21 protein-coding genes are annotated in these 22,129 nt (G+C 67.0%); 16 read left to right on the top strand and 5 right to left on the bottom strand.

Annotation, left to right across the window (positions count from 1 at the left end):
- Positions 1-116: 116 nt before the first annotated feature.
- The gene (locus ASG60_RS01900) at positions 117-809 is read right to left on the bottom strand and encodes a MotA/TolQ/ExbB proton channel family protein (RefSeq protein WP_056166530.1); all 693 of its coding nucleotides are present in this window, start codon (positions 807-809) and stop codon (positions 117-119) included.
- Positions 810-836: 27 nt separating this feature from the next.
- On the bottom strand, positions 837-1,319 hold the full coding sequence (locus ASG60_RS01895; RefSeq protein WP_056357401.1) for a hypothetical protein: 483 nt from the start codon (positions 1,317-1,319) through the stop codon (positions 837-839).
- A gap of 645 nt (positions 1,320-1,964) precedes the next feature.
- Here ASG60_RS01895 and ASG60_RS01890 point away from each other — a divergent pair.
- Both ASG60_RS01890 and ASG60_RS01885 read left to right on the top strand, forming a co-directional pair.
- On the top strand, positions 1,965-2,402 hold the full coding sequence (locus ASG60_RS01890; protein ID WP_056166536.1) for an Hsp20 family protein: 438 nt from the start codon (positions 1,965-1,967) through the stop codon (positions 2,400-2,402).
- A gap of 67 nt (positions 2,403-2,469) precedes the next feature.
- The gene (locus tag ASG60_RS01885) at positions 2,470-2,754 is read left to right on the top strand and encodes a DUF1150 domain-containing protein (protein WP_056089138.1); all 285 of its coding nucleotides are present in this window, start codon (positions 2,470-2,472) and stop codon (positions 2,752-2,754) included.
- Here ASG60_RS01885 and ASG60_RS01880 read toward each other — a convergent pair.
- Positions 2,741-3,544: an alpha/beta hydrolase gene (locus ASG60_RS01880; RefSeq protein WP_056384113.1), complete on the bottom strand. Its 804-nt coding sequence runs from the start codon at positions 3,542-3,544 to the stop codon at positions 2,741-2,743. The two genes, ASG60_RS01885 and ASG60_RS01880, sit on opposite strands and share 14 nt — an antisense overlap.
- A 179-nt stretch (positions 3,545-3,723) precedes the next feature.
- Between ASG60_RS01880 and ASG60_RS01875 the strand changes: the two genes are divergently transcribed.
- Together ASG60_RS01875 and infC are read left to right on the top strand one after the other, a co-directional pair.
- Positions 3,724-4,944 carry a glycosyltransferase family 4 protein gene (locus tag ASG60_RS01875; protein ID WP_056302971.1) on the top strand — a complete coding sequence of 407 codons (1,221 nt, stop codon included), beginning with the start codon at positions 3,724-3,726 and terminating at the stop codon, positions 4,942-4,944.
- 203 nt (positions 4,945-5,147) lie between these two features.
- A complete protein-coding gene (gene infC / locus ASG60_RS01870; protein WP_238223988.1) occupies positions 5,148-5,669 on the top strand; it encodes a translation initiation factor IF-3 in 522 nt (173 codons plus the stop codon).
- Positions 5,670-5,795: 126 nt separating this feature from the next.
- On the opposite strand, the gene ASG60_RS01865 is transcribed toward infC, so the two are convergent.
- Both ASG60_RS01865 and ASG60_RS01860 read right to left on the bottom strand, forming a co-directional pair.
- Complete coding sequence (locus ASG60_RS01865; RefSeq protein ID WP_056384112.1) at positions 5,796-8,135, bottom strand: glycogen debranching N-terminal domain-containing protein; 2,340 nt, start codon at positions 8,133-8,135, stop codon at positions 5,796-5,798.
- A 178-nt stretch (positions 8,136-8,313) separates the two neighbouring features.
- Entirely contained in the window at positions 8,314-9,447 is a 1,134-nt protein-coding gene (locus ASG60_RS01860; RefSeq protein ID WP_056384111.1) for a glycosyltransferase family 4 protein, read from the bottom strand.
- 365 nt (positions 9,448-9,812) lie between these two features.
- Between ASG60_RS01860 and ASG60_RS01855 the strand changes: the two genes are divergently transcribed.
- From ASG60_RS01855 to nuoL, 12 genes are all read left to right on the top strand, one after another.
- The gene (locus ASG60_RS01855) at positions 9,813-10,178 is read left to right on the top strand and encodes an NADH-quinone oxidoreductase subunit A (protein WP_056089121.1); all 366 of its coding nucleotides are present in this window, start codon (positions 9,813-9,815) and stop codon (positions 10,176-10,178) included.
- Between the two features lie 56 nt (positions 10,179-10,234).
- Positions 10,235-10,822: an NADH-quinone oxidoreductase subunit B gene (locus tag ASG60_RS01850; protein ID WP_056166548.1), complete on the top strand. Its 588-nt coding sequence runs from the start codon at positions 10,235-10,237 to the stop codon at positions 10,820-10,822.
- Positions 10,823-10,829: 7 nt separating this feature from the next.
- Positions 10,830-11,477, top strand: coding sequence for an NADH-quinone oxidoreductase subunit C (locus ASG60_RS01845; RefSeq protein WP_056384110.1), 648 nt, complete (start codon positions 10,830-10,832; stop codon positions 11,475-11,477).
- A 16-nt stretch (positions 11,478-11,493) separates the two neighbouring features.
- Positions 11,494-12,684 carry an NADH-quinone oxidoreductase subunit D gene (locus ASG60_RS01840; RefSeq protein ID WP_056166553.1) on the top strand — a complete coding sequence of 397 codons (1,191 nt, stop codon included), beginning with the start codon at positions 11,494-11,496 and terminating at the stop codon, positions 12,682-12,684.
- A 22-nt stretch (positions 12,685-12,706) separates the two neighbouring features.
- Entirely contained in the window at positions 12,707-13,792 is a 1,086-nt protein-coding gene (gene nuoE / locus ASG60_RS01835; RefSeq protein ID WP_056384109.1) for an NADH-quinone oxidoreductase subunit NuoE, read from the top strand.
- A 1-nt stretch (position 13,793) separates the two neighbouring features.
- Entirely contained in the window at positions 13,794-15,095 is a 1,302-nt protein-coding gene (gene nuoF / locus ASG60_RS01830; RefSeq protein WP_056263522.1) for an NADH-quinone oxidoreductase subunit NuoF, read from the top strand.
- Between the two features lie 43 nt (positions 15,096-15,138).
- Positions 15,139-17,220 (top strand): NADH-quinone oxidoreductase subunit NuoG, encoded by a 2,082-nt coding sequence (gene nuoG, locus ASG60_RS01825; protein WP_056384108.1) that lies wholly within the window; start codon positions 15,139-15,141, stop codon positions 17,218-17,220.
- Between the two features lie 12 nt (positions 17,221-17,232).
- Positions 17,233-18,255, top strand: a complete 1,023-nt coding sequence (gene nuoH, locus ASG60_RS01820) for an NADH-quinone oxidoreductase subunit NuoH (RefSeq protein ID WP_056263526.1) — start codon at positions 17,233-17,235, stop codon at positions 18,253-18,255.
- A 25-nt stretch (positions 18,256-18,280) separates the two neighbouring features.
- A complete protein-coding gene (nuoI, locus tag ASG60_RS01815) occupies positions 18,281-18,769 on the top strand; it encodes an NADH-quinone oxidoreductase subunit NuoI (RefSeq protein ID WP_056166568.1) in 489 nt (162 codons plus the stop codon).
- A gap of 144 nt (positions 18,770-18,913) precedes the next feature.
- On the top strand, positions 18,914-19,534 hold the full coding sequence (locus ASG60_RS01810; protein ID WP_056166570.1) for an NADH-quinone oxidoreductase subunit J: 621 nt from the start codon (positions 18,914-18,916) through the stop codon (positions 19,532-19,534).
- Between the two features lie 25 nt (positions 19,535-19,559).
- On the top strand, positions 19,560-19,865 hold the full coding sequence (gene nuoK / locus ASG60_RS01805) for an NADH-quinone oxidoreductase subunit NuoK (RefSeq protein WP_056089088.1): 306 nt from the start codon (positions 19,560-19,562) through the stop codon (positions 19,863-19,865).
- A 137-nt stretch (positions 19,866-20,002) separates the two neighbouring features.
- A complete protein-coding gene (gene nuoL / locus ASG60_RS01800; RefSeq protein ID WP_056384107.1) occupies positions 20,003-22,099 on the top strand; it encodes an NADH-quinone oxidoreductase subunit L in 2,097 nt (698 codons plus the stop codon).
- Positions 22,100-22,129 lie beyond the last annotated feature (30 nt).

The following is a 22,129-nucleotide window of genomic DNA, read 5'->3' as shown; positions in this document are numbered from 1 at the left end:
ATGGCCCCATGGATCGGGGGCCGCCGGTCTTCCGGGGTTCAAGGCCGGCCCGCCCGCGCGAGGCGGACATTGGTCGGTGATACGGGTCGGCGATACGGGTCGGTGATACGGTTCGGCTATTCGGCGGCGGCGGCGCGGCTGTGAACCGTCCGGTCGCGGGCCAGACGGTTGCCGAGGGTGCCGATGGAGGAGACGAAGCTCGCCTGGACCCGTCCGATGTCGTTGATGAGCTTGTTGTAGGCCATCACCGCCGGGATCGCGACGACGAGGCCGATGGCGGTGGCGAACAGCGCCTCGGCGATGCCGGGCGCCACCACGGCGAGCGACGTATCCTGGCTCTTCGCGATGGACGAGAACGAGTTCATGATGCCCCACACCGTGCCGAACAGCCCGATGAAGGGCGCGGTGGAACCGGAGGTCGCGAGGAGCGGCAGGCCCGTCTGCATCGCCTTCAACCGCGTGGTGAGGGTCGCGCGCATGGCGCGCTCGATGCGGTCGCGGCGCTCGGCGCGCGTCTCGCTGCTATCCTGATCGCGCCACGCCTCGATGGCGGCCGCCGTGATCTGCGCGTCCATCCCCTTGCCGGATGCTTCAAGAGCGCCGCCCGAGCGCACCAGGGTGTCGAAGGCCTTCGCCTGGCGCTTGGCCGCGGCGATGCGGACGATCTTCTCGAACACCACCGTCCAGCAGGCGATGGAGGCGACCACGAGCAGGATCATCACCGATTTGACGATCGGGTCGGCCTGGAGAAACAGGCCGAGGAACGACATGTCGTGGGAGACGCCTGCGGGCGCGGCGGTCGGATCCATGGGGATGTCTCTCGGTTCGGTTTCGGATCAGCGGACGAAGGGCGCGGCAGTCTTGCTGTCGGTTTCGATGCGTTCGAGGCAGGTCTCGCGGCTGGCGTCGCCGCCCTCGCAGGCCAGGACATCGTTGAGGAGCACCCGGCCGATCTTCGGGCAGGCCAGGGCCGGGAAGTCGAACAGGCGGACCATGGTCTTGCGCTCCTGCACGGGGCCGAGCTCGACGGCGAGGCGCTTCTGCGCGACACCGTCCGTGTCGAAGGCGAACAGATCGACCTTCAGGGATTTCAGGGCCGCGCCCCGGCTGTTGTCGACGAGAAGGTAGGTCCGGCAGGATTCGCCTGCGGGCTCCAGGCGGTTCAGTTCGAGCTTGAGCGAAGCGGGCTTGGTGTCCGTGCTCTTGGCTTCCTGTGCCACCGCGTAACCCGTCCAGCCGGCCAGGATGGCGGTGCCGAGACAGGCCGCCCGAACCGCATTCCGGACCTGTTCCCTGACCATGCAGCGCACTCGATCCATCACGGTTCCGTTTCCTCGAACGATGGGCGGCACCGCCGCGCCGGACTTAAACCTTGGGATGACCCGCGATTCGCAGCGTGTTTCCGCCGGGAACGTCATGGTCGGCAATCATGACCCGGTGATCGGTCGGCGCCGCTCAAGTCGTCGCTTCCCAAAGGGAACGCGAACCGGCGCGGCACGGCCAAGAGCCCCGCAATCCGTCGGTCGATTGGCCGTGGCAATATCCGAATTCGCGGTGCCAGATCAAGCGCAGTGCGGAATATCAGAGTAATTCCAAACTGTTACCTGACCGAATACAGGGCCACGCTGGAAAATTGCCGATTGATCCTGGTTGTAGTTTCCTGATTTGCCCGGCGAACATCGCCGGGTCTTCTCTCGGTCAGCTCGTAGGACGATCGTGGTCGGGTTCGATCGGCGAGCTCGACGGGAAGGCCCGCGCAAGGGACCGTCCTGGATGTTCGGAGCCAAGCCCTTGATGGGGCTGCCCTTGATGAGGCTTGGTGCCGCCTCCATATCGGGTTCACCGGCGAACGATCGTCGGCGGGGGGTGCTGCCGCAGGCGGGCTTCCCGAACACCGCAGACGTGCCTCTCCACGAAGTGCCTCCTCCATCGTCCCCGGGGCTTCGCTTGAAGGACATCCATCCGTGACCACGCGGCCTTCCCCGTTCGGACATCCGTTCCTCCTCGGTTTCGATGAGATCGAACAGGCCCTCGACAGGGTGTCGAAGGCCGCCAACGATGGATATCCGCCCTACAACATCGAGCGGGTGGCCCGCAGCGACCGGGAGCCTGAGCGGCTTCGCATCACCCTCGCGGTCGCGGGCTTCACCCGCGATCAGCTCGACGTGATGCTGGAAGAGAACCAGCTCGTGGTCCGCGGCCGGCAGATCGACGAGAAATCGCGTCAGTTCCTCCATCGCGGCATCGCCGCGCGCCAGTTCCAGCGGGCCTTCCTGCTGGCGGACGGCATGGAGGTGATGGGGGCCGACCTGTCCAACGGTCTGCTGTCCATCGACCTGACCCGACCCGAGCCGGACCGGGTCGTGCGCAAGATCGCCATCGCATCCCGCGACGACGTCTGACGGGACGCCCGTTTTTCATCCGGGTCGGGCCAGACCCGACCCCGCTCTGCCAGAAGGAGAGCCGACCATGACCGCATTCAGCCAGAATCCCATCACCGGCGCAGATCTCGATCCGGCGGAGTTCAACGCCGCCGACCTCGCTGCCCTGGGCGAGGGTCACATCGCCTACGTCCGCGCCATGAGTTCCGACGAGGTCACGCGCCTGTTTCCGCAGGCGCCGGAGTTGACCCCCGGCCTCGACCTCTTCGCCCTGCTCTCGGCCAGCGGGGCGCCGATCTTGCTCGCCGATTCCCGTGACGCCGTGGTGGCCAATGCCATGGCCAACGATCTCCACACCGTCAGTCTGCACTGATTTCTTTGTTCGGGTAGATCTCCGTCACTGCCGCCAGGAGCCGGGCGAGGTCCTGGGGGCGCGACAGGCGGTGGTCGCCATCCGCCACGAGGGTCAGCACCGTGTCGGCCCGAGGCAGGCGCTCGACGATGCGCAGGGCATGGGACCAGGGGACATCCGGGTCGTCCATGCCCTGCAGGATACGAACCGGGCAGCCCGGGTCGAATTCTCCCCCGAGCATTGCGTGCCGGCGCCCGTCCTCGATGAGGGCACGGGTGATCGGCACCGGGACGGGGTCGTATGCGCTCGGTCGCGCCCAGAAACCGTCCCGCTCGATGGTGGCACGGATTTCCGGTGTGAACCGCTTCCACATCAGGTCTTCGGTGAAATCCAGGGCCGGGGCGATGAGCACCAGTCCCGAGGGGGCGTCTTCGCCTCGCGCGGCCCGGTCCCGGGCGGCGAGACAAGCGATCCAGCCACCCATGGACGAGCCGACGAGAAGCGGCCGCTGCGGCGCGCAGGCGGAGATCACCGCGACCGCGTCCTCGACCCAGGTCGAGATGGTGCTGGACGCGAAATCGCCCTCCGATTCGCCATGACCCGTATAATCGAACCGCACCAGGGCGCGTCCCGTTCGCCGCGCCCATCCATCGAGCGCTTCGGCCTTGGTGGCCCGCATGTCGGAGCGGAAGCCTCCGAGCCACACCATGGGCGGTCCCTCTCCGGGTCGATGGAGCACGGCGATGCGTCGTGCCGCGTCCCCGCTTCCGACATCGAGGAAAGTCGGCGCCTCGTCGTTCGGCTGCGGCATCGGCTTATCCCCGTTATCCAAGAACCATCGTGTTGCGTGCTCTGCATTTGCCTTTCGTTTACCGGGCCGTAAAGCACGCCGCCCATGCTGACGCCCATGACCGAAGCCTGCGACGGACGTTTCCGCCCCCGCCCCGAACCCTCAGGTCCCGTCATCGGGCCGGCCTGCGGAGCCGCGTCATGAATGGCGATCCGCGCGGCGGCACCTTCCCGGGGGAGGGTGCGCCGCTCTCGGGCAGAACCATCCTGCAGATCATCCCGGCCCTCGATGCGGGCGGGGCCGAGCGCACCACCGTGGACGTGGCCGCGGCCCTCGCGGCTGCGGGAGCGCGCGCCCTCGTCGCCACGGAGGGCGGTCGGCTGGTGGGGGAATTGCAGGCCAAGGGCGGCATCTGGCTGCCGTTTCCGGCGGCCGCGAAGAACCCCGTCGCCATGGCGCTGAACATCGGGCGCCTCGCTCGGCTGTGTCGGCGCGAGGGCGTTCAGATCATCCATGCCCGATCGCGGGCGCCGGCCTGGGTCGCACTCGGCGCGGCACGTCGCCTGAAACTGCCCTTCGTCACGACCTACCACGGCAGCTATTCCGGCCGCACCGGGGTGAAGGTGCTGTACAATTCGGTGATGGCGCGCGGCGACGTCGTCATCGCCAACTCGCACTACACCGCCGACCTGATCCGCACGCTTCATCCGGATCAGGCGGGCGACCGCGTCCGGGTGATCCACCGGGGGACGGATCTCGCGCTGTTCACGCCGGGCGCCGTGGCGCCGGCCCGGGTCGAGGCCCTGCGCCGGGCCTGGGGCGTGGCGCCGCACGAGCGCGTGGTGCTGCTCGCCGCGCGCCTCACGGCCTGGAAGGGCCAGCGCGTGCTCATCGAGGCGGCCGCCCTCATGCGCGACCGCGGCGTCGCGGATGTCGCCATCGTGCTCGCGGGCGACCCCCAGGGGCGTGTCGCCTACGAGCGTGAGCTCGATGCCCTCATCGCCGCGCGCGGCCTGCAGGGCATCGTCCACCGGGTCGGGCACTGCACGGACATGCCGGCGGCGTTCCGCGCCGCTTCCGTCGTGGCGGTTCCCTCCGTCGAGCCCGAGGCGTTCGGCCGCTCGGCCGTGGAAGCTCAGGCGCTGGGCACGCCCGTCGTGGTCTCGGATCTCGGCGCCGTACCGGAGACCGTCCTGGCGCCACCGGAAGTCCCGGCCGGCCAGCGCACGGGCTGGCGGGTGGCACCGGGCAACGCCTCGGCCCTGGCCGATGCCCTGGCCGATGCGTTGTCCATGGGCGCCTCGGCGCGGGACGCGATGACCCGGCGCGGCCGGGCGCACGTGGAGGCACACTTCTCCCTCGAGGGCATGGTCGGCGACACCCTCGACGTCTATGCCGACCTCCTCGCCAATTGCCCGTGAAGCGCCCGTGATCGTCCCGGATCACCCGGGGCGTGAACCAAACCCGGCCGCCCGAGTTGACTTGAAGAAAAGTTCAGCCAAGGTGTCGGACCGGAATCCGGAGCGATTGGTGGCCAGGATCGACCCCATGGGGTTGGGGTTCGCAGGCTGCCGTTTCGTCGTTTCATCAGGAGATTGAAGCCATTCGTAGACCTATGAGAGCTATGCCGGCCCCGCAGAAGGACGGGCCGCGCGCCAACCGGGACATCCGCGGCGTTCGCGAAGTGCAGCTCATCGACGACACCGGTCAGAACCGGGGTGTGGTCGCCTTCTTCGACGCCCTCGCGTTGGCCGAGGAAGCCGGCCTCGACCTCGTCGAGATCGCGCCCAACTCCGTTCCTCCCGTCTGTAAGCTCCTCGATTACGGCCGCTTCCGATTCAACGAGCAGAAGAAGCAGAACGAGGCCCGCAAGAAGCAGAAGACGGTCGAGGTCAAGGAGATCAAGCTGCGGCCCGGCATCGACAAGCACGACTACGACACCAAGATGAAGGCCGTGGTTCGGTTCTTCGAGGAAGGCGACAAGGTCAAGGTGACCCTGCGCTTCCGCGGCCGCGAGATGGCCCACCAGGACATCGGCCTGCGCCTGCTCGAGCGGGTGAAGAACGAGACCCAGGAGATCGCCAAGGTGGAAAGCGAGCCGATGCTCGAAGGCCGCCAGATGATCATGATTTTGGCCCCGCGCTGACGCGCGACGTCCGTTCTGGTCCGACGATCCGCGCCGCTTTCCCCCGGGGAAGGCGGCGTTTTTCGTGGTGTTGCCCGTTCGGACGCAGGGTCCCCCTCCCCGCGAGGGGAAGGGGGATGAGTGTCCCTACTTGACCACCGAGACCTGCGCGTCGCCCGTCCGCCGCAGGACGTTGACCGTCACATCGCCGCCGTAGCGCTGGAAGCGCAGGTCCACCCGCGAGGTGCCGAGCTTTAGGTTGAAGATCGACACCCCGTCGAGGAAGGCCGGCAGGGTCGGGTTCTTCAGGCGGATGCGGTTGCGGTCGTGCTGGAGTTCGAGGCCGATGCAGGCGGCGAGGAACGCGAAGGGTGCCGCCGCCGCCCAGGCCTGGGGCGAGCACGCCACCGGGTAGGAGACCGGCCCGCGCTGGTGCCGGCGCATGAAGCCGCAGAACAGCTCCGGCAGGCGCTTCTGGTCCTGGTAGAGGGCGGTGTCGAACATGCCCTCGAAGATCCGCGAGGCTTCCGGCTTCAGGTCGTAGCGGGCGAGCCCCATGGCCACGAGGGCGTTGTCGTGCGGCCAGATCGAGCCATTGTGGTACGACATCGGGTTGTAGCGCGCCTCGCCGCGCGCGATGGTCCGCACACCCCAGCCGTTGAACCCATCCTTCGACAGGAGGTTGGCGGCGACACTCGCGGCGCGCTCCGGCATGGCGATGCCGGTGAAGAGGGCGTGCCCGGCATTCGAGGACCGCACGGCGCATTGGCGCTTCTCGCCATCGAGCGCGAGGGCGTAGGTGCCGATCGCCTCGCACCAGAACGCCTTGTCGAAATCCGCCCGCAGCTTGGCGGCTTCGGCCGTCAGGCGCTGGGCCAGGGCATCGTGGCCGAGCAGGGTGGCGAGCGTCGCCATGCCGTTCTTGGCGGCATAGACGTAGCCCTGGACCTCGCACAGGGCGATGGGACCCTTGGCGAGGTTCCCGTCCGTGTGGAAGATCGAATCGTGGCTGTCCTTCCAGCCCTGGTTCTCGAGGCCCTTGTCGGTGTCGCGGGCGTATTCGACGAAGCCGTCGCCGTCCCGGTCGCCGTACTGGTTCATCCAGTCGAGGGCGAGTTCGAGGGCCGGCCAGATCCGCTCGATGGTCTCCCGGTCGCCGGTGACGGCGTAGTATTCCGAGGCCAGCATCACGAACAGCGGCGTGCCGTCGATGGTGCCGTAATAGTGCCGGAACGGCACCTCCCCGAGCATCGCCATCTCGCCGCGCCGGGTCTCGTGCAGCACCTTGCCGGGCTGGGCGTCGGCGGCGGGATCGATGGCCTTGGCCTGGGTCGAGGCGAGGTAGCGCAGGACGCCCTTGCCGAAGTTCGGATCGATCCACAGGGCCATCATCGCCGTGATGATGCCGTCGCGGCCGAACACCGTGGAGTACCAGGGGATGCCGGCGAAGGGGTAGATCCCCTCCGGCGTGCGGCTGGCCAGCATGTAGAGATCGGCGGTGGCGCGGCAGGCGGCCTCGTTGAACTGGTCGTTCGACGAGATGATCGTGGTGATGCCGGCCGTGAGCTGCCGCAGGTCGCGGCGCGAATCGCGATACGCACGGGCGAAGATCACGCCCTCTGCCAGGCCCTTGGGGTGGCGGGCCGTGGCCGACGAGCCGGCGGCGTGCGACAGGCCTGCCGCGGCATCCTCGCCCACCTTCTCGGCGGCCGGTGCACTGGTGTAGGCCCGGTGCGATTCGAAAACCGTGCGGATGAAGAGCGAGGCGCGTCCACCCGGGGGCAGGGAAACCTCGAAGGTGACCTTTCCCGGCTCGATGTGCTTCGGTTTTGGGCCGAAATGCAGGCTCGTGGTCCGCACCACCTCGTCGAGGCCGGCATAGCGGAACTGCACTTCCGACTCGCTCGCCACCTGAACGCTGCGCTTGCCCCGCACCGGGCGGTCCATGCCGCGGACTTCGAAGAGATCACGGAAATCCGCGTCGAAGCTCACGCCGATCTTCAGGGTCCAGTGGCGCGAATCGTAGTTGCGCAAACCGATCCGATCGTAGCACGCGCCCTTGAACAGAAACTTGGTGCGCTCGATGGCGATGAGCTCGCGCGGGATCGTGGTCTCGTCGTGGGCGTCGAGGCGGATGTCGGGCGTCGTCATGTCGACGCTGAGCGCGCCGTTGTCGTCCTGCATCACCGAGGACAGGAGCAGGGGGCGCTGATCCTCGATGGTGAAGTGCAAGCGCGAGAGGTAGCGCGTGTCCTGGAAGTACAGGCCCTCGGGGCCGGGCAGCACGCCGATGTCGCCGTAGCTGTCCAGCACCGCGAAGGCCTCGCCGTATTTCAGGGAGCGCAGCGGGCGCTCGACCAGGGAGGTGTGGGCCTCGATATGGTACTGGGGCAGGACCGCGTCGGCATCCTGAAAACCATGGTTCAGCGGCCCGTCCGTCGTGCCGGGTGCCTGTTCGGGAGTCGCCGTGAAACTGTCAGCCGCCATGCCCGAGCGTCTCCGGATGGGTGAGGATTCGCGAATCGTCTGATCGCGATGGGTCTGGAATCGAAAGGCCGCCCGTCGCGGTATGCGACGCGGGCGGCCCTCAGAGAGGAGAGTTAGTGCGGCAATCGTACGACGCCAACCCGGAAAAAGGCTCTGCAAGCCCGATGCCGGGTCCGCCTCAGGCCGGCATGGCGGCCACCGAGATCGACGGCAGGGACGAGCCGTTGAGATCGCCGTAGCGGGGCGAGAAGGCCGCCGCGTGGGGCATCTTGATCACGTCGGCCTGATCGGCGAGCAGGCTCTCGTAGGCGGCGACGTACTTGCGGACCATGCACTCGGCGGTGAACTGGGTCTCGAAGTGGCGGCGCACGCCGGCTCGGCTCATGGTCTTGACCGTGTCGACGGCCGCAACGGCATCGTCCATCGAGTCGCACAGCACGCCCGAGATACCGTCGGCGATCACCTCCGGCACGGAGCCGTTGCGGAACGCGATGACCGGGGTGCCGGCCGACATCGCTTCGATCATCACCAGGCCGAAAGGCTCCGGCCAGTCGATGGGGAAGGCCAGGGCCAGGGCGTTGCCGAGAAAATCCTTCTTCTGTTCCTCGTTGATCTCACCGATGAACTCGACGAGCGGGTGGTGGATCATCGGCTCGATGACCTCGTCCCAATAATCCTGGTCGGCCTTGTCGACCTTCGCGGCGATCTTCAGTTTCACGCCGGAGCGGATCGCCATCTCGATGGCGCGGTCGGGGCGCTTCTCGGGGGAAATGCGACCGAGAAAGGCGAGATAACCGCCCTTGGCCTCGGGGTAGAACGGGCAGTTCTGGGCCGGCAGGCCATGGTGGATGGTGGACGCCCAGTTCACGTTCTTCGGCATCGGCTCGCGCTGATTGTCGGAGATCGACACCAGGGGCATGCCCGTGAAGGTACGGTAGACCGGCATGAAGTCCGGCACGTCGAGGCGGCCGTGCATCGTGGTGATGCACTTGTGGTTCAGATCCTCGAACATCGGATATTGCAGGAGGTCGATGTGGAAGTGCAGCACATCGAACTCGTGGGCGCGCTTGTGGACGTGATGCAGCATGGCGAGATGGCTCGCCGTGTGGTCGCGGTAGCCAAGGAGGCGCAGGCCTTCCGGCGTGCACGCCGCGAGCTTGGCCGAGGTCTCCGAATCACCACTGGCGAACAGCGTCACGTCGTGACCCTGACGGACGAGCTCTTCCGTGATCCAGGATACGACGCGCTCGGTGCCGCCGTAGAACTTCGGGGGGACCGCCTCCGAGAGCGGAGCAATCTGGGCAATGCGCACGAAGCGTCTCCTGTGAGGTCGAATATGCGCCGACCTAACCCGATCCGGCCTGAGTGGGACATGAATGAAACCCACGGCCAAGGTTATGGTTCCTCCGGGAGCCCCGGCGCCATCGCTGTTTTGCGATGCCGCATGGATGTCCCCGCAATCCCGGGCGCGGGGGGCTGTGCGGATCGGTCATGTTGCCGGTTCGTCCCGTAGTCCTAACTCAATGACATGTGCGAATTTGTGCAATGCGAGCCGCCCTTGTTTCACCTCCGGGGGTCGTCTAAGCCTCCGGCCAGCGCAGTCTGGCATTGGAGCAATTCCATCCGGCGGGACGCTCCCGGGGCAGTACGGCCTTCGGCGCACACGAGAGGTCCCGCATGACCGGCCTGATGGCGGATTACCTGCCCCTCATCGTCTTCATCGGCGTGTCGCTGTTCATCGCGGCAGCCCTGCTGGTGGCGCCCTTCCTCGTCGCCTACAACAGTCCCGATCCGGAGAAGCTCTCGGCCTACGAGTGCGGCTTCAACGCTTTCGACGATGCGCGCATGAAGTTCGATGTGCGCTTCTACCTTGTGGCCATCCTGTTCATCATCTTCGATCTCGAAGTCGCATTCCTGTTCCCGTGGGCGATCACCTTCGGTGAACTCGGATGGTTCGGCATGTGGTCGATGATGGCCTTCCTCGGCGTTCTGACCGTCGGCTTCGTCTACGAGTGGCGCAAGGGCGCCCTTGAGTGGGACTAGCGCCCACGATCGTCGTCGCGTCGCCGAACCGTCCGAAGCCTGATCCCGAGAAACCGATGGCCTTCAGCCCCGACCTCTCCCGCGCCCCGGCGATCGCACCGGCTCCCAAGGGGATCATCGATCCCAACACTGGGCGCCCCATCGGCGCGGACGATCCGACATTCCTGTCGATCAGCAGCGAACTCGCCGACCGCGGCTTCCTCATCACCTCGACGGACGACCTCATCAACTGGGCCCGGACGGGCTCGCTGATGTGGATGACGTTCGGACTCGCCTGCTGCGCCGTCGAGATGATGCAGATGTCGATGCCGCGCTACGATTGCGAGCGCTTCGGCTTCGCCCCGCGCGGCTCTCCGCGCCAGTCCGACGTGATGATCGTCGCCGGCACGCTCACCAACAAGATGGCACCCGCTCTGCGCAAGGTCTACGACCAGATGCCCGAGCCGCGCTACGTCATCTCCATGGGGTCGTGCGCCAACGGTGGTGGATATTACCACTATTCGTACTCGGTGGTGCGCGGTTGCGACCGTGTAGTGCCCGTCGACATCTATGTGCCCGGCTGTCCGCCGACCGCCGAGGCGCTTCTCTACGGTGTGCTGCTTCTGCAGAAGAAGATCCGCCGCACCGGCACCATCGAGCGCTGAGGGGCTGATGAGCAACGGCATCACCATCCGCGCGCACACCGCCGCCGCTTCGGACGCGGATGCGCTTCAGGCGCTCAGCGACCATGTCGGCGCCGCCCTCGGCCCGGCCGTGGTCGCCCGGACCATCGCGTTCGGCGAGCTGACCCTCGAGGTGCAGGCGAGCGACATCGTGTACGCGCTGACCTACCTGCGCGACGATCCCGCCTGCGCCTTCCGTTGCTTCATCGACATCTGCGGTGCGGATTATCCGAGCCGCGCCAAGCGGTTCGACGTGGTCTACCACCTGCTGTCCCTGCGCCATAACGCCCGCATCCGGGTCAAGGTGCAGACCGACGAGCAGACCTCGGTCCCATCCGTCATCGACGTGTTCCCGGCAGCCAACTGGTTCGAGCGGGAGACCTACGACCTCTACGGCATCCTGTTCTCGGGCCACCCGGATCTGCGCCGGCTGCTGACCGATTACGGGTTCGAGGGGCACCCCCTGCGCAAGGACTTCCCGCTCACGGGCTTCGTCGAGGTCCGCTACGACCAGGACGAGGCCCGCGTGGTCTACGAGCCTGTGAAGCTGACGCAGGAATTCCGGAACTTCGACTTCCTCTCGCCGTGGGAGGGCACCGAGTACGTGCTCCCGGGCGACGAGAAAAAATCGGCTTGAGCGGCGGAGCGAGGCCATGACCGAGCACAACATCCGCAATTTCGCGATCAATTTCGGGCCGCAGCACCCGGCGGCGCACGGCGTGCTGCGCCTCGTGCTCGAACTCGACGGCGAGATCGTGGAGCGTGTCGATCCGCATATCGGCCTGCTGCATCGCGGCACCGAGAAGCTCATCGAGCACAAGACCTACCTGCAGGCGACGCCGTATTTCGACCGGCTCGACTACGTCTCGCCCATGAACCAGGAGCACGCCTTCTGCCTCGGCATCGAGAAGCTGCTTGGGCTTCAGGTGCCGCGCCGGGCGCAACTCATCCGGGTGCTGTTCTGCGAGATCGGCCGCATCCTCTCTCACCTCCTCAACGTCACCACGCAGGCGATGGACGTCGGCGCCCTCACGCCGCCGCTCTGGGGCTTCGAGGAGCGCGAGAAGCTGATGATCTTCTACGAGCGCGCGTCGGGCGCTCGCCTCCACGCCAACTACTTCCGGCCCGGCGGCGTCCACCAGGACCTGCCGCCCGCCCTCATCGACGACATCGAAGCGTTCATCGATCCGTTCCTTCAGGTGGTCGACGACCTCGACAACCTCGTCATGGGCAACCGCATCTTCAAGCAGCGCAACGTCGACATCGGCATCGTCACCGTGGACGAGGCCATGGCCTGGGGCTTCTCGGGCGTGATGGTGCGCGGCTCGGGCATCCCGTGGGACCTGCGCAAGTCTCAGCCCTACGAGTGCTACGAGGAGATGGAGTTCGACATCCCCGTGGGGAAGAACGGCGACACCTACGATCGCCAGGTCATCCGCATGGAGGAGATGCGCGAATCGGCGAAGATCATGCGGCAATGCTGCGTGAAGCTGCGCGAGCCCGCCGGGCAGGGCCCCATCGCGGCGACCGACGGCAAGTTCGCGCCGCCACCCCGCCGCGAGATGAAGCGCTCGATGGAAGCGCTGATCCACCACTTCAAGCTCTACACCGAGGGCTTCCACGTCCCGGCCGGCGAAGTCTACGCGGCCGTCGAGGCGCCCAAGGGCGAGTTCGGCGTCTATCTCGTCGCCGACGGCACCAACAAGCCCTACCGCTGCAAGATCCGCGCTCCGGGCTTCGCCCATCTCCAGGCCATGGACTGGATGTGCCGCGGCCACATGCTGGCCGACGTATCCTGCGTGCTCGGCACGCTCGACATCGTGTTCGGCGAGGTGGACCGGTGATGGGACGCAAGGTTTCGAACTGATGGCTAACCGCAGACTCGCCCCCGCCGCCGAGCAGCCCCAAAGCTTCGCGTTCTCGTCGGAGAACGCCGAATGGGCCAAGGGCCAAATCGAGAAGTACCCCGAGGGCCGTCAGGCTTCGGCGGTGATCCCGCTGCTGTGGAAGGCGCAGGAGCAGAATGGCGGCTGGTTGCCGCGCGCCGCCATCGAGTCGGTGGCCGATGAACTCGGCATGCCGCATATCCGCGTGCTCGAAGTCGCGACCTTCTACACGATGTTCGCCCTGGAGCCGGTGGGCCGGTTCTGGATCCAGCTCTGCGGGACCGTGCCGTGCGATTCCTGTGGGGCGCGCGAGTTGAAGGATTACCTCCAGGCCCGCCTCGGCGCGCCGGGCCATGTCAGCGCCGACGGCAACTTCTCCTGGCTCGAGGTCGAGTGCCTGGGGGCCTGCTGCAACGCGCCGATGGCGCAGATCAACCAGGATTACTACGAGGACCTGACGCCCGACCTGCTAGGCGCGCTCATGGACGACCTTGCCGCTGGCCGCCCCGTGAAGATCGGCTCGCAGGTCGGACGGACTTCGTCCGAGCCCAAGGGTGGGGCCGATACCCTCGTGGACGCGACCCTGTTCGACGGCTCGCGGGTCGGCGCCTGGCGTCAACGCTTCGAGGACAAGAAGGCCGAGGAGAGCAGCGAGCCCTCGGGCAAGGCCGAGGCGGCTTCCTCCGAGCAGCGCGCCGCCGCCGATCCGAAGCCCGCCCGTCCGGATGCCGGACGCGCCGTCGAGGGCCGGTCCACCGATGCGCCGGCCCAGCGCTCGGCGTCCGGGGAGAAGCCGGGGAAGTCCGGCGACGAGGCCGAGGCGGCCGACCCCGCCGAATCCACGGCCCGGCCGGGCAAACCGGCACCGACGCCGGCCGAGTCCATGGCGCGAGCCGAGGCGGCCGGCGCCGAGGCCGGCAGGCAGTCCGACTTGCCGCGGGATGAGCCGCCACCCCAGCCCGAGGCGTCGGGGGCGAGCGAAGGCGTGAGCACGGACGGGCCGAAGACGGCTCCGGCCGAGACGTCCGGGGACAAGCGCCCGGCTCCGAAGAGCGAGGGGAACTAGCATGCTCTCCGATCAGGATCGCATCTTCACCAATCTCTACGGCCTGCATTCGCCGGGTCTCGACGAGGCCAAAAAGCGGGGCGCCTGGGACGGCACCAAGTTCCTGCTCGAGATGGGCCGCGACTGGATCATCGAGGAGATGAAGCAGTCGGGCCTGCGCGGGCGCGGCGGCGCCGGCTTCCCCACTGGCCTCAAGTGGTCGTTCATGCCGAAGAAGTCGGATGGGCGCCCGCACTACCTCGTCGTCAACGCCGACGAGTCGGAGCCCGGCACCTGCAAGGACCGGGAGATCATGCGGCACGATCCGCATCTTCTCATCGAGGGTTGCCTGCTGGCCTCGTTCGCGATGGCGGCGCATGCCTGCTACATCTACATCCGTGGCGAATACGTCGCCGAGAAACATGCCCTGCAGAAGGCCGTCGACGAGGCCTACGCGGCACGGCTCGTCGGCAAGGACAACGTCCACGGCTACCCGTTCGACATATACGTCCACCACGGTGCGGGCGCCTACATCTGCGGCGAAGAGACGGCGCTGCTCGAGAGCCTAGAAGGCAAGAAGGGCATGCCGCGCCTGAAGCCGCCGTTCCCGGCCAATATGGGCCTCTACGGCTGCCCGACGACGGTGAACAACGTCGAGTCCATCGCGGTGGCCGGCACCATTCTGCGTCGGGGCGGGGCGTGGTTCGCTGGACTCGGTGGCAAGAACAACACCGGCACCAAGCTGTTCTGCGTCTCGGGCCACGTCAACAAGCCCTGCAACGTCGAGGAAGAACTCGGGATCACCTTCCGCGAACTCATCGACAAGCATTGCGGCGGCATGCGCGGCGGCTGGGACAACCTGCTGTGCTCGATTCCCGGCGGCTCCTCGGTGCCCCTGGTACCCGCCGAGCAGATCATCGACGCCAAGATGGACTTCGACACCCTGAAGAACCTCGGCTCCGGTCTCGGCACGGCGGCGGTCATCGTGCTGGACCGCTCGACCGACATCGTCTCGGCCATCGCCCGCATCGCCTACTTCTACAAGCACGAGTCCTGCGGCCAGTGCACGCCGTGTCGCGAGGGTACCGGCTGGATGTGGCGGGTGATGCTGCGCATGGCCGAGGGCCGAGCCCAGCGCCGCGAGATCGACATGTTGCTCGATGTCACGAAGCAGATCGAGGGCCACACCATCTGCGCGCTCGGCGACGCGGCGGCCTGGCCGATCCAGGGCCTGATCCGGCACTTCCGGCCCGAAATCGAGAAACGCATCGATCGCTACAGCGCCAACCCGCATTCCGACCCGGTGCCGATGGCGGCGGAGTGATCCGTAGCCCACGCCAACCTGAATTCGAACCCGAGACCCACGCATGACCAAGATCGTCGTCGACGGCACCGAGGTCGATGTTCCGGCGGACTACACGCTTCTCCAGGCGTGCGAGATCGCGGGCGCGGAGATCCCGCGTTTCTGCTTCCACGAGCGGCTGTCCATCGCTGGCAATTGCCGGATGTGTCTCGTCGAGCTCAAGGGTGCGCCGAAGCCCGTGGCCTCCTGCGCCTACGCGGTGAAGGATTGCCGGCCCGGACCCAACGGCGAGCCGCCGGAGGTCCTGACGCGGTCGGGCACGACCAAGAAGGCCCGCGAGGGGGTGATGGAGTTCCTCCTCATCAACCACCCCCTCGATTGCCCGATCTGTGACCAGGGCGGCCATTGCGACCTGCAGGATCAGGCGATGGCCTACGGCGTCGATTCGACCCGCTACGGCGAGAACAAACGCGCGGTGGAAGAGAAGTACATCGGTCCGCTGGTCCGCACGGCCATGAACCGCTGCATCCACTGCACCCGCTGCGTCCGCTTCCTCGCCGAAGTCGCCGGTGTGCCGGATCTCGGCGCCATCGGGCGCGGCGAGGACATGGAGATCACGAGCTACCTCGAATCCGCCATGGGCTCGGAACTGCAGGGCAACGTCGCCGACCTGTGCCCCGTGGGCGCGCTGGTCCACAAGCCGCAGAGCTACGAGGTTCGCCCCTGGGAGCTGTCGAAGACCGAGTCCATCGACGTGATGGACGCGGTGGGCTGCGCCATCCGCGTCGACGCCAAGGGCCGCGAGGTCATGCAGATCGAGCCGCGCATCAACGAGGCGGTCAACGAAGAGTGGATCTCGGACAAGACCCGCCATGCCGTCGACGGCCTGCGCATGCAGCGCCTCGACCGGCCCTACGTCCGTGAGAACGGCCGCCTGCGTCCGGCTTCCTGGGGCGAGGCCTTCGCGGCCATTGCCGCTAGGGTGAAGGGTACGGACGCCAAGCGCATCGGCGCCATCGTGGGCGATCTCGCGGGCGTCGAGGAGATCTTCGCGCTCAAGAGCCTGATGACCGCCCTCGGCGTGACCAACCTCGACAGCCGGCAGGCCGGCGAGACGCTCGATCCGGCCTGGGGCCGGGCCGCCTACACCCTGGGTACGACGATCCCGGGCATCGAAGACGCCGATGCCATCCTCCTGGTCGGGACGAACCCTCGTCTCGAAGCATCCCTCCTCAACGTTCGCATCCGTAAGCGCTGGCGCATGGCGCCGCTCGCCGTTGGCCTCATCGGCGAAGCGGTGGACCTGACCTATCCGCACACCTATCTGGGCGCCGGGCCGGAGACCCTGGCGGAGGTCGCCTCCGGACGGCACAGTTTCGCCGAGGTGCTGAAGGCCGCGAACCGGCCCCTGGTCGTCGTCGGCATGGGCGCCCTGTCGCGGCCGGACGGCGCGGCGATCCTTGCCGCCGCTGCGGCGCTCGCCAAGGACATCGGCGCCGTGACGCCGGACTGGAACGGCTTCGGCGTGCTTCATACGGCCGCCGCCCGCGTCGGCGCCCTTGATCTCGGCTTCGTGCCGGGGGAGGGCGGGCTCGACCTCGCGGCCATGATTCAGGGCGGTGCCCTCGACGTACTGTTCAATCTCGGCGCCGACGAGGTCGAGGTCGGCCCCGGTGCCTTCGTGGTCTACCAGGGCACCCACGGCGACCGCGGCGCCACCCGCGCCGATGTGGTTCTGCCGGGGGCGGCCTACACCGAGAAGAGCGCGACCTACGTCAACCTCGAAGGCCGTGTGCAGATGACCAACCGCGCCGGCTTCCCGCCCGGCGACGCGCGCGAGGATTGGGCGATCCTGAGGGCACTGTCCGACGTGCTCGGCCAGCGCCTGCCGTTCGATTCGCTGGGTGCCCTGCGCCGGACGCTCTACGGGGCGTATCCGCACCTCGCCGCCCTCGATACGGTGGCGCCGAGCGACGCCGTGGCGGCGGTCGATGCCCTGGCCGGCCTCGGCGGTACGCCCGACCGCACGGCTTTCGCGCCGGCGGTACCGGACTTCTACCTCACCAACGCGATCTCCCGCGCCTCGCGGGTGCTCGCCGAATGTTCGAGCCTCGCCCGCGTGCGCGGCCTCGAAGCCGCCGAATAGGGATTTTCTCCGATGACCTTCTGGGAAATCCTGGGCGCCGTGCTGCTCATGGCCTTCAAGAGCTTCGTGCTTCTGGCGCTGCTCCTCGTCTTCATCGCCTACGCGCTGCTCGCCGACCGCAAAATCTGGGCGGCGGTGCAGTTGCGGCGCGGCCCCAACGTGGTCGGCCCATGGGGCCTGTTCCAGTCCTTCGCCGATCTACTCAAGTTCGTCCTGAAGGAGCCGGTCATTCCGGCCGGCGCCAACAAGGGCCTGTTCCTGCTGGCGCCGCTGGTGTTCGCGACCCTGGCGCTCGCCGCCTGGGCGGTGATTCCCTTGGCCGAGGGCTGGGCGCTGGCCGACCTCAATGTCGGCATCACCTACATCTTCGCCATCTCGTCGCTCGGCGTCTACGGCGTACTCATGGGCGGCTGGGCCTCGAACTCGAAATACGCATTCCTGGGTGCGCTGCGCTCGGCGGCGCAGATGATCTCCTACGAGGTGTCTCTCGGCTTCGTCATCATCTGCGTGCTGCTCTGCGCCGGCTCGCTCAACCTCTCGCGCATCGTCATGGCGCAGGACACGTCGCTCGGCATCCTCGGCTGGTACTGGCTGTGGCTGTTCCCGATGTTCATCGTGTTCTTCATCTCGGCTTTGGCCGAGACCAACCGCCCGCCCTTCGATCTGCCGGAGGCCGAATCCGAGCTCGTGGCCGGCTACATGGTCGAGTATTCCTCGACGCCGTACCTGCTGTTCATGCTCGGCGAGTACGTGGCGATCATGACCATGTGCGCGCTCGGCACGGTGCTGTTCCTCGGCGGTTGGCTCTCGCCGATCCCGTTCGCGCCCTTCACCTGGGTGCCGGGCCTGATCTGGTTCGCCCTGAAGGCCAGCTTCCTGTTCTTCATGATCGCCATGGTGAAGGCCATGGTGCCCCGCTACCGCTACGATCAGCTCATGCGGCTCGGGTGGAAGGTGTTCCTTCCCCTCTCGCTCGTCTCGGTCGTCGTCGTCGCCTTCGTGCTCAAGCTGACCGGCCTCGCGCCGGGCGCCTGACATCATCCAATGGGAGATCCGAGCCATGAAGCTCGATCAGGTCGCCAAGGGCCTTCTGCTCAGGGAGTTCGTGACGGGGTTCGCCCTCGCCATGCGCTACTTCTTCAAGCCGAAGGCCACCATCAACTACCCCTTCGAGATGGGGCACCGGGGGCCGCGCTTCCGGGGCGAGCACGCCCTGCGCCGGTATCCCAACGGCGAGGAGCGCTGCATCGCCTGCAAGCTGTGCGAGGCGATCTGTCCGGCCCAGGCCATCACCATCGAGGCCGGCCCGCGCCGCAACGACGGCACCCGCCGCACCACGCGCTACGACATCGACATGGTGAAGTGCATCTATTGCGGCATGTGTCAGGAGGCGTGCCCGGTGGATGCCATTGTCGAGGGGCCGAACCTCGAATTCTCCGTGGAGACCCGCGAGGAGCTGCTCTACGACAAGGACAAGCTCCTCCTGAACGGCGACCGCTGGGAGCGCGAGATCGCGCGCAACCTCGCCGTGGACGCGCCTTACCGGTAAAGCCGGCGGCTCCGCGGTTGTGCACCGCAGGGCCGGGTTCTATAGACGGGCGGCCTGTCCTGGCCCTGCGAGCGGCTTGCACGGGCCATGGACGAATCAACGGCAGAAGGGGCTGTCCTCGGGACGGCTGATCTCCACAATCGCATGAGTGCAGCCGCAGCCTTCTTCTACCTGTTCGCCGGCGTGACCGTCGCTTCGGGCTTCATGGTGATCGCCTCGCGCAATCCCGTCGCCTCGGTGCTGTACCTCATCCTCGCCTTCGTGAACGCCGCCGGCCTCTTCGTCATGATGGGCGCCGAGTTCCTCGCGATGATCCTCGTCGTGGTTTATGTCGGTGCCGTCGCGGTGCTGTTCCTGTTCGTCGTGATGATGCTCGACGTGGACTTCGCCCAGCTGCGACAGGGCTTTCAGCGCTACCTGCCCATCGGCGCGCTCATCGGGGCGATCTTCCTGATCGAGCTGATCCTCGTCGTCGGCTCCTGGAGCATCGATCCCGATCTGCTGCAGGCGCCCCTGGGGCCGCTCGCCAGCACCGAGGGCGTCACCAACACCCAGGCCCTCGGTCGGGTGCTCTACACCGATTACGTCTTCTACTTCCAGCTCGCCGGCATGATCCTCCTGACGGCGATGATCGGTGCCATCGTGCTCACCCTGCGCGACCGGCCCGGCGTCAAGCGCCAGAACATCTCCGTGCAGAACGCCCGCACGCAGGCCGATGCGGTGGAGACCCGCAAGGTGCCCTCGCGCCAGGGCGTGGAAGTCTGATGGCGGATTCCGGGAGACCCATCCGATGATCGGCCTGAGCCACTACCTCACCGTCGCGGCGATCCTGTTCACCCTCGGGGTGCTCGGGATCTTCATCAACCGCAAGAACGTCATCGTCATCCTGATGTCCGTGGAGCTCATCCTCCTCGCGGTAAACATCAACCTCGTGGCGTTCTCGACCCATCTGAACGACATCACCGGCCAGGTCTTCGCCCTGTTCGTGCTCACCGTGGCGGCGGCCGAGGCAGCCATCGGACTCGCCATCCTCGTCGTGTTCTTCCGCAACCGCGGCTCCATCGCGGTCGAGGACGTGAACATGATGAAGGGTTGAGCACGCCGATCAGATCCAGACCCGATCGAACGGGGCTCAAACGGGCCGCGGGCGGTGACACGAAGACAGGGCTCGTTCGCGAGGCTCCGCGCGTAGCGCGGGACTAGCCACGACCCAGGAGGCCGGACAAGCCAGCGATGTATCACGCGATCGTCTTCTTCCCGCTCATCGGCGCCCTGCTGGCCGGTCTGTTCGGCCGTCAGCTCGGCCCCAAAGTGTGCGAAGCCATCACCACCGGGCTTCTCGCCTTCTCGGCGCTGCTCTCCTGGGGCGTGTTTCTCGAGATCCCGGGGACGGAACACGCCACGCGGGTTCAGGTCGCGACGTGGTTCACCGCGGGTGACCTCGTGGTCGACTGGGCGTTCCGGATCGACACCCTCACGGCCGTGATGCTGGTGGTGGTCACCTCGGTCTCGACCCTCGTCCACCTCTACTCCATCGGCTACATGGCCGAGGACCCGCATCGGCCGCGCTTCTTCGCCTACCTGTCGCTCTTCACCTTCGCCATGCTCATGCTGGTGACGGCCGACAACCTCGTGCAGATGTTCTTCGGCTGGGAGGGCGTCGGCCTCGCCTCCTACCTCCTCATCGGATTCTGGTACGAGAAGCCCTCGGCCAATGCCGCCGCCATGAAGGCCTTCATCGTCAACCGCGTCGGCGATTTCGGCTTCTCGCTCGGCATCTTCCTCGTGTTCGTCCTCACGGGCTCCGTCGCCTTCGACGGCATCTTCGCCCGGGCGCCCGAGATCAAGGACGCGACCTTCCACTTCCTCGGCTACGACTGGAGTGCCTGGACCCTCGCCTGCCTGCTCCTGTTCATGGGGGCCATGGGCAAGTCGGCGCAGTTCCTGCTCCACACCTGGCTGCCCGACGCCATGGAGGGGCCGACGCCGGTCTCCGCCCTCATCCACGCCGCCACCATGGTGACGGCCGGCGTGTTCATGGTCGCGCGCCTGTCGCCGATCTTCGAGCTGGCCCCGAACGCCCTCGTGGTCGTCACGGTGATCGGCGGTATCACGGCGTTCTTCGCCGCCACGGTCGGCCTCGTGCAGAACGACATCAAGCGGGTGATCGCGTACTCGACCTGCTCGCAGCTCGGCTACATGTTCGTGGCGCTCGGCGTCGGCGCCTACTCGGCCGCCGTGTTCCACCTCTTCACCCACGCCTTCTTCAAGGCGCTGCTGTTCCTCGGCGCCGGCTCGGTCATCCACGCGATGCACCACGAGCAGGACATGCGGAACATGGGGAATCTCCGCCGCTACATCCCGTTCACCACCGCGATGATGACCATCGGGACGCTGGCGCTCATCGGCTTCCCGTTCACCGCCGGGTACTATTCCAAGGATGCCATCATCGAGGCGGCCTACGCCTCGACCCGGCCGGGTCACACCCTGGCGTTCTTCGCCACCGTCATCGCCGCCCTGATGACCTCGTTCTATTCCTGGCGCCTGTTCTTCATGACCTTCGAGGGACCGGCGCATTGGGCCGGACACAGGGCCGCGCATCACGGCGATCATCACGCGGTGGCGCATGCGGGGACATCCGCTCAGGCCGACGGGGCGCCGGGCCACCACGAGGGTGTCGCTCACGACGACAAGGGCCACGACGTGGAGCCCGCCTCGCACAGCGCCATCGAGCACCACGACCATGCGCACACGCCGCATGAGAGCCCGCTGGTGATGACGATCCCGCTCGCCCTCCTGGCCTTCGGTGCCCTGTTCGCCGGCCTGATCTTCAAGAACCGCTTCATCGGCGAGGGCATGGACAAGTTCTGGGGGCATTCCCTCGGCCACGGTCCCGACAACCACATCATGCACGACATCCACTCGGTGCCGGCCCTGGTGGCCTACTCGCCAGCCATCATGATGCTCATCGGTTTCGTCCTGGCGTTCTGGATGTACATCCGCCGGCCCGAACTGCCCGGCCAGCTCGCCGCCCAGCAGCCGAGCCTGTACCGGTTCCTGCTCAACAAGTGGTACTTCGACGAGCTCTACGATCGGATCTTCGTTCGACCGGCCAAGGATTTCGGCAAGTTCCTCTGGAAGGAGGGCGATGGCCGGGTCATCGACGGCATGGGTCCCGACGGGATCGCCACCCGCGTGATGGCCGTCACCCGCGGCGTCGTCCGGCTCCAGACCGGCTACGTCTACCACTACGCCTTCGTCATGCTCGTCGGTGTCGCCGGCTTCATCAGCTGGTACATGCTCACCGGCCTGCCCAAGGTCGCACATTGATGGTCGCGAAGAAGCACGGGAGCGCCCGCT

This window comes from Methylobacterium sp. Leaf469 (genome assembly GCF_001424745.1).
GTDB lineage: Bacteria > Pseudomonadota > Alphaproteobacteria > Rhizobiales > Beijerinckiaceae > Methylobacterium.
This window is presented reverse-complemented; position numbering and strand designations above follow the sequence as displayed.